Annotated in this window: 6 protein-coding genes; all 6 read left to right on the top strand. The window is 68.7% G+C overall.

Annotated elements, in window-relative coordinates; all coding sequences use genetic code 11:
- The first annotated feature begins 109 nt into the window (after positions 1 to 109).
- On the top strand, positions 110 to 1,132 hold the full coding sequence (locus tag B0W80_RS33580; protein WP_077003470.1) for a DNA polymerase III subunit delta': 1,023 nt from the start codon (positions 110 to 112) through the stop codon (positions 1,130 to 1,132).
- The gene (locus B0W80_RS33575; RefSeq protein WP_077003469.1) at positions 1,129 to 1,521 is read left to right on the top strand and encodes a PilZ domain-containing protein; all 393 of its coding nucleotides are present in this window, start codon (positions 1,129 to 1,131) and stop codon (positions 1,519 to 1,521) included. The genes B0W80_RS33580 and B0W80_RS33575 overlap by 4 nt, the downstream gene beginning before the upstream one ends.
- Positions 1,522 to 1,639: 118 nt before the next feature.
- Entirely contained in the window at positions 1,640 to 2,449 is an 810-nt protein-coding gene (locus tag B0W80_RS33570) for a TatD family hydrolase (RefSeq protein ID WP_077003468.1), read from the top strand.
- Positions 2,450 to 2,463: 14 nt separating this feature from the next.
- Positions 2,464 to 3,129, top strand: a complete 666-nt coding sequence (locus tag B0W80_RS33565) for an ankyrin repeat domain-containing protein (RefSeq protein WP_077003471.1) — start codon at positions 2,464 to 2,466, stop codon at positions 3,127 to 3,129.
- 208 nt (positions 3,130 to 3,337) lie between these two features.
- Entirely contained in the window at positions 3,338 to 5,032 is a 1,695-nt protein-coding gene (locus tag B0W80_RS33560) for a ShlB/FhaC/HecB family hemolysin secretion/activation protein (RefSeq protein WP_143684905.1), read from the top strand.
- A 33-nt stretch (positions 5,033 to 5,065) separates the two neighbouring features.
- The coding region (locus B0W80_RS33555; RefSeq protein ID WP_143684904.1) for a filamentous hemagglutinin N-terminal domain-containing protein at positions 5,066 to 6,319 on the top strand (1,254 nt) is incomplete at its 3' end.

Genomic DNA, 6,319 nt, shown 5'->3' with positions numbered 1-6,319 from the left:
AGGCTGCCCCGCGCTTCGTGCGCATCGATGCCGTCGGCACGCGCAAGCAGGTCTGGGCACGCATCGAGGCGGCGCTGGCCGAGCGCGGCATCTTCGAGACAAGCAAGCGATGAGCGACGCCGCGCCGATGCTTCCCTGGCTTCGCCAGCCCCTGGCCGACCTGCTGCGCCAGCGCGGGCATGCCTGGCTGCTGCAAGGCCCCTCCGGCCTGGGCCAGTACGAACTGGGCCTGGCGCTTGCCGCTGCCTGGCTCTGCGAACAGCCCGACGAAAGCAAAGGGCAGGGCGCCTGCGGCCATTGCCCCAGCTGCCACGCGATCGCGGTGCGCACCCATGCCGACCTGTGCGTGCTGATGCCCGAGGTCGCCATGCAGGAACTGGGCTGGCCGCTCGACGAAAAAAGCCAGGCCGACATCGACGACAAGAAGCGCAAGCCCAGCCGCGAAATCCGGGTCGAAGCCATGCGCGACGCGGTCGGCTTCGCCCAGCGCACGAGTGCGCGCGGCCGCGGCAAGGCCGTGCTCGTGTACCCGGCCGAGCGCATGAACAACATCACCGCCAACGCGCTGCTCAAGACGCTCGAAGAGCCGGTCGGCGACGTGCGCTTCGTGCTCGCCAGCGAGGCCGCATGGCAACTGCTGCCCACCATTCGCAGCCGCTGCCTGGGCTACACCTTGCCCTGGCCCGGCGACGACGAGGCCCGTGCCTGGCTCGTCGAGCAGGGCGTGCCGGCAGCCGATGCACCTGCCCTGTTGCGGGCCGCCGGCGGCCGCCCCAGCGACGCGCTGCGCATCGCCCGGTCGGGCCAGTCGCCCAAGGCCTGGAGCCTGCTGCCCAAGGCCATGCAGCGCGGCGAGGTCGGCGCCCTGGCCGACCACGCGCCTCCGCAGGCCATCGTCGTGCTGCAAAAGATCTGCCACGACCTGATGGCGGTCGACAGCGGCGCGACGCCGCGCTTCTTCGAAGCCGCCGACCTGCCCGTCACGCCGTCGCGGCCCGCGCTCGCGCGCTGGTCGCGTTCCCTCGCAAATGCGGCAAAAACCGCAGAACACCCGTTCAATGCGGGCTTGATGCTCGAGGCGCTTGTGAGCGAAGCGCGAAGCACCCTAAACTCCCCCGGCCGCCGCACATGAACACGCCCGTCACCCCCACGACCGCCGCGCCTGCCGCCCCCGCGATGCCCGCGCGTCCCAGCGTCATCCAGCTGGCGATCAAGGAAAAGGGCGCCTTGTACGCGGCCTACATTCCGCTGTTCGCCGAGGGTGGCATCTTCATTCCCACCTCCCGCGAATACCGCCTCGGCGACGACGTCTACGTGCTGCTCACGCTGCCCGAAGACCCGCAGCGTTATCCCGTGGCCGGCAAGGTGGCCTGGATCACCCCGGCCCGTGCGGCCGGGAACCGGGCGCCCGGTGTCGGTATCCGATTCCCCTCCGACGAGAAGTCGCGCCAGCTGAAGGCGCGCATCGAAGAGGCGCTCGGTGGCACCATGGCCTCCGACCGCCCCACCCAGACCATCTGAGCGCCGCGTCTTCGTGACGTGGGCCCGCGGGTGCTGCGGTTGCAGCACCCTTTTTGCTTTCCGCGATTTCACATCGCGATTACTTTCCGCGGTTACCCTCCGCGATGCGTTCGAAGCAATGTTCACCGACTCCCACTGCCACCTGACCTTTCCCGAATTCGCAGACCGCATGCCCGAGCTTCGCCAGGCGATGGCCGCGGCGCAGGTCGACCGGGCCCTCTGTATCTGCACGACGCTCGAAGAATTTTCGGACGTGCAGGCGCTGGCGTCCGGTTTCGACAACTTCTGGGCCAGCGTAGGCGTGCATCCGGACAACGAAGGCATCGCCGAGCCCTCGATCGACGACCTGGTGACACGCTCCGCCATGCCGAAAGTGGTCGCCATCGGCGAAACCGGCCTCGACTACTACCAGATGGAAGAGCGCAAGGGCGGCCGCAGCATCGGCGACCTGGAATGGCAACGCAATCGCTTCCGGATCCACATCCGCGCGGCGCAGCAGGTGCGCAAGCCGCTCATCATCCACACCCGCGACGCCTCGGCCGACACGCTGGCGATCCTGAAGGAAGAGGGTGAGGACGGCAGGGCGGCGGCGGCCGGCGGCGTGTTCCACTGCTTCACGGAGACGGCCGAGGTGGCCCGGGCCGCGCTGGACCTGGGCTTCTACATTTCCTTCTCGGGCATCCTGACCTTCAAGAAGGCGGCCGAACTGCGCGAGGTGGCTGCCTTCGTGCCGCTCGACCGCATGCTGATCGAGACCGACAGCCCCTATCTCGCGCCGGTGCCTTACCGCGGAAAGACCAACAGTCCGGCCTACGTGCCCTACGTCGCCAAGCAGATTGCGGAGCTGCGCGCCGTGCCTGTCGAAGCCATCGCAGAGGCCACGAGCCGGAATTTCGAAACCCTGTTCAAGGGCGTCGTCACAACGTGAACGGCGCGAACGACGTGAGAATCTACTTCAAGAAACTTCTATACCTCGCTGTTTTTACAGCATCTTTTGCAGGTCATGCGGGTTCGTTCGACGACTTCTTCCGCGCTGCGCGCAGCGACGACGCCGGCAGCATCCGGTCACTGCTCAACCGCGGCTTCGACCCCAACACCCGCGACGAGCATGGCCAGACCGGCTTGCTGATCGCCATGCGTGAGCCCTCGCCGCGCGTGATCCAGGTTCTGCTCGACTCGCCCAAGACCGACGTGGAAGCCCGCAACGCCAAGGACGAAAGCCCCTTGATGCTGGCCGCGCTCAAGGGCCAGCAGGACCTGGTCACGAAGCTCATCGCCCGCGATGCCGACATCAACAAGCCGGGCTGGGCGCCGTTGCACTACGCGGCCACGGGCGGCCACGTGGCGATCATGAAGCAGCTGCTCGACAAGTACGCCTTCATCGACGCGCAGTCGCCCAACGGCACCACGCCGCTGATGATGGCCGCGATGTACGGCTCCAGCGACGCCGTGCAGCTGCTGCTCGACGAGGGCGCCGACGTGACGATGAAGAACCAACTCGGCATGACGGCCCTGGACTTCGCGCAAAAGGCCAATCGGCCCGACGCGGTGCGCTTGCTCGGCACCAGCGCGGCGAAGGCGAAGCGGCCCAGCGACGGCAAGTGGTGAGCAAGCGCTGAGCAATCGCTGAACAAGGGGTAGGCGAGTAGGCCGCATCGAGCCTCCATCTCCCTTGTTTGAAGTACAGCTTCTGGCTAGTTTCTAGGCACATCCGATTCGGCAACCATACGGCGCAGCGTCACCGGCAGGAAAGACGCCAACCCAGAGAGGGTGACGGGCCGCAGAGCCCGCGACCCGAGTCGATCGGAGGGCAAGCGTGTCCATTGATCCCGAGATCCGAAGCATCGGATGGATGTCATGCATGGCGCTCGGCGCGTGTGCGGCGTTGACCACGTCGCTGGCGCACGCCCAGTTGCCACCCACGGTGCCGTCGCCCGCCACGCCCGGCGTGCTGCAGGAGCAGCTTCGCCGGGCGGCACCCCAGTTGCCCGCCGAGGTGCAGCTGCCGGCGCTGCCGCCCACGCAATCGCCGCAGCTCCCGGCAGGCGTCGAGGACGTGCGCATCGTCGTCAACGCGGTGGAGCTGAGCGGCAACACCGTCATACCGACCACCGAACTCGCGCCCGCCTGGGCCGACATGCTGGGCCGCGAACAGCCCCTCGCCGCCGTGTACGAGCTCGCCAATGCATTGACCGGCGTCTACCGCAACCGCGGCTACGTGCTGTCGGCGGTGGTGGTGCCGCCGCAGACCATTCGCGACGGTGTGGTGCGCCTGCAGGTCGTCGAGGGCTATGTCGGCAAAGTCGACTTCGACCCGGCGTTCAACCTGACGGAGCGGATGCGGCAGGAGGCGCAGGTCATCGCCGGCGAGAAGCCGCTCACCATCAAGACGCTCGAGCGCCAGCTGCTGCTCATCAACGAGCTGCCCGGCGTGACCGCGCAGGCCTACTTCGAGCCCGGCGGCGAGACCGGTGAAGCGTGGCTCACCATCAAGGCCGTTCGCAAACCGGTCTCGGGCTTCATCGGCATCCAGAACCGAGTGTCGCGGCTGCTCGGCGACGTGGCCATCGAGGGCCGCGTCACCCTCAACAACCCGCTGGGCCTGGACGACAGCCATTCGCTGTTGCTGCAGACCACCAACCGCGCGCGGCTGCGTTCCGCGGCCTATGTCTACAACCAGCCGCTGGGCACCGACGGGCTCGCGCTGAACCTGTTCCTGGGCCACATCGAATCGAAGGTCGCGTTCTCGGGCGCGAGCGTCAAGAGCGAAAGCGATATCGCGACCCTGGGCCTGAGCTATCCGCTGATACGCAGCCGCAACGAGACGCTGCGCCTGCGTGCGCGGATCAACGTCTACAACGGCAAGCAGGATTTTCTCGACCGCCTGCTCGAACAGGAAGACCACGCCCGCGCGCTGCGTCTGGGCGCGAGCTGGGACCGGAGCGATGGCTCGGGCATCAACTTCGCGGACGTGGAGCTCTCGCAAGGCATCAAAGGCATGGGCGCGACGCGAGCCGGCGCCGCCAACGCACAGCGCGCGGACGCGGACTACGGCTTCACCAAGTTCAACTTCTATGCGGGCCGCCTGCAGAAGCTGCCCGGCAACTTCAGCCTGCAGGCCTCCGTGCAGGGCCAGTGGACCAACGACCCGCTGCCGCCGAGCGAGCGCGCCGCGCTGGGCGGCGAGCTCGTGCTGCGTGCCTTCGATGCCGGCGAACTCATCGGCGACCGCGCATGGGCCGGCAAGCTGGAGCTGCGCTACGAGCCCGCGTGGATCGACGGTGGCCGCGTCACGCTCTACGGATTCGCCGAAGCCGGCCGCACCGTCACGCTGCAGCGAACCCTGCCCGACATCAAGCAGAAGGGCGGCAGCACCGGCATCGGCATACGCGCGTCGATGGCGAACAACGCCAACTTCTACGCCGAGATCGCCGTGCCGCACGGGCGCAACGTCGCTTACTACAACAGCCGGCGCACGCGCTTCTTCGCCGGTCTGAGCTACGAGTTCTGACATCCGAGATTCGAGTTCTCAAGGAGCGTCGCCATGAGTCTGCGTCACGCCGTTCCCCCGCCGCGACTGTGCCCGTCGAGGCTTTCGTGGGCCATGCACCTGGCCTTCGCGGCCCTGGCCGTCGGTGCGATGAACCCGGCCGGCGCCAATCCGCTGGGCGGTGTCGTCGTCGGCGGGCAGGCCAGCATCCAGCAGCCGTCGCCCACGCTGACGCAGATCGACCAGAGCAGCCAGCGCGCGGTGATCGACTGGCGCAGCTTCAGCATCGGCGCCGGAGAGGCGGTGCGCTTCAACCAGCCCTCGGCCTCGGCGGCCACGCTCAACCGCGTCGTCGGCAACGACCCGTCGAGCATCCTGGGCAGCCTGAGCGCCAACGGCCGCGTGCACCTGGTCAACCAGAACGGCGTGTTCATCGGACGCGATGCGCAGGTGGATGCGGCGGCGCTCGTGCTGTCGACCGCCAACGTGAGCAACAGCGACTTCATGGCGGGCCGGCTGCATTTCAACCAACCGGGCAAGCCGGGCGCGCGCATCGTCAACGAAGGGCGCATCACCGCGGCGGACGGCGGCCTGGTCGCCATGGTCGCGCCGGGCGTGGAAAACCGCGGCGTCATCTCGGCCCGGCTCGGGCAGGTGATGTTGGCGGGCGCGCCCACGTTCTCGCTCGACCTGTTCGGCGACGGGCTGGTCAACATCCTGCTGAACCCCGCCAGCCTGGGCGGCATCGCCGATGCGTCGGGCCAGCCGCTGAGCACGCACGTGGACCACAGCGGCCGCATCACGGCCGAAGGCGGGCGCATCTGGATTTCGGCCGCCACCGCGCGCGGGCTCGTCGACGGCATGGTCAACATCTCGGGCGAACTGCGCGCGACCCGGGTCGCGCAGCAGGGCGGCGAGATCACGCTGCTGGGCGGCGAAAGCCTGAACCTCGGCGGCAGCGTGATCGCGACCGGCTCGGCGCAGGGCGGCACCATCGCCGCGAGCGCCGATCGCGTGCTGCTGGCCTCCAATGCCGTGCTAGACGCGAGCGGCCCGCTGCAGGGCGGGACCGTGCTGGTCGGCGGCAGCTACCGCGGCGCTTCGCCCGTGCCGGGCGCGGCCGCGCGAGCCGGCAGCCTGGACGTGCGGCAGGGCGCTTCGATCAAGGCCGACGCGACGGGCAGCGTCGGCGACGGCGGCCTGGTGGTGCTGTGGAGCGACAAGGACACGCGCTTCGCCGGCAGCGTCACGGCGCGCGCCGGCGCGGCCGGCGGCAACGGCGGAACGATGGAGGTGTCGGGCAAGAAG

It is taken from the genome of Variovorax sp. KK3 (genome assembly GCF_001984055.1).
Lineage (GTDB): Bacteria > Pseudomonadota > Gammaproteobacteria > Burkholderiales > Burkholderiaceae_C > Variovorax.
The sequence above is the reverse complement of the archived record's forward strand: the minus strand, read 5'-3'. Positions and strand labels throughout refer to the sequence as shown.

Bases quoted from the DNA above. Each gene is read 5' to 3' on its own strand.
- B0W80_RS33580 (WP_077003470.1), top strand. From the start codon at position 110: ATGAGCGACGCCGCGCCGATGCTTCCCTGGCTTCGCCAGCCCCTGGCC.
- B0W80_RS33570 (WP_077003468.1), top strand. From the start codon at position 1,640: ATGTTCACCGACTCCCACTGCCACCTGACCTTTCCCGAATTCGCAGAC.
- B0W80_RS33575 (WP_077003469.1), top strand. From the start codon at position 1,129: ATGAACACGCCCGTCACCCCCACGACCGCCGCGCCTGCCGCCCCCGCG.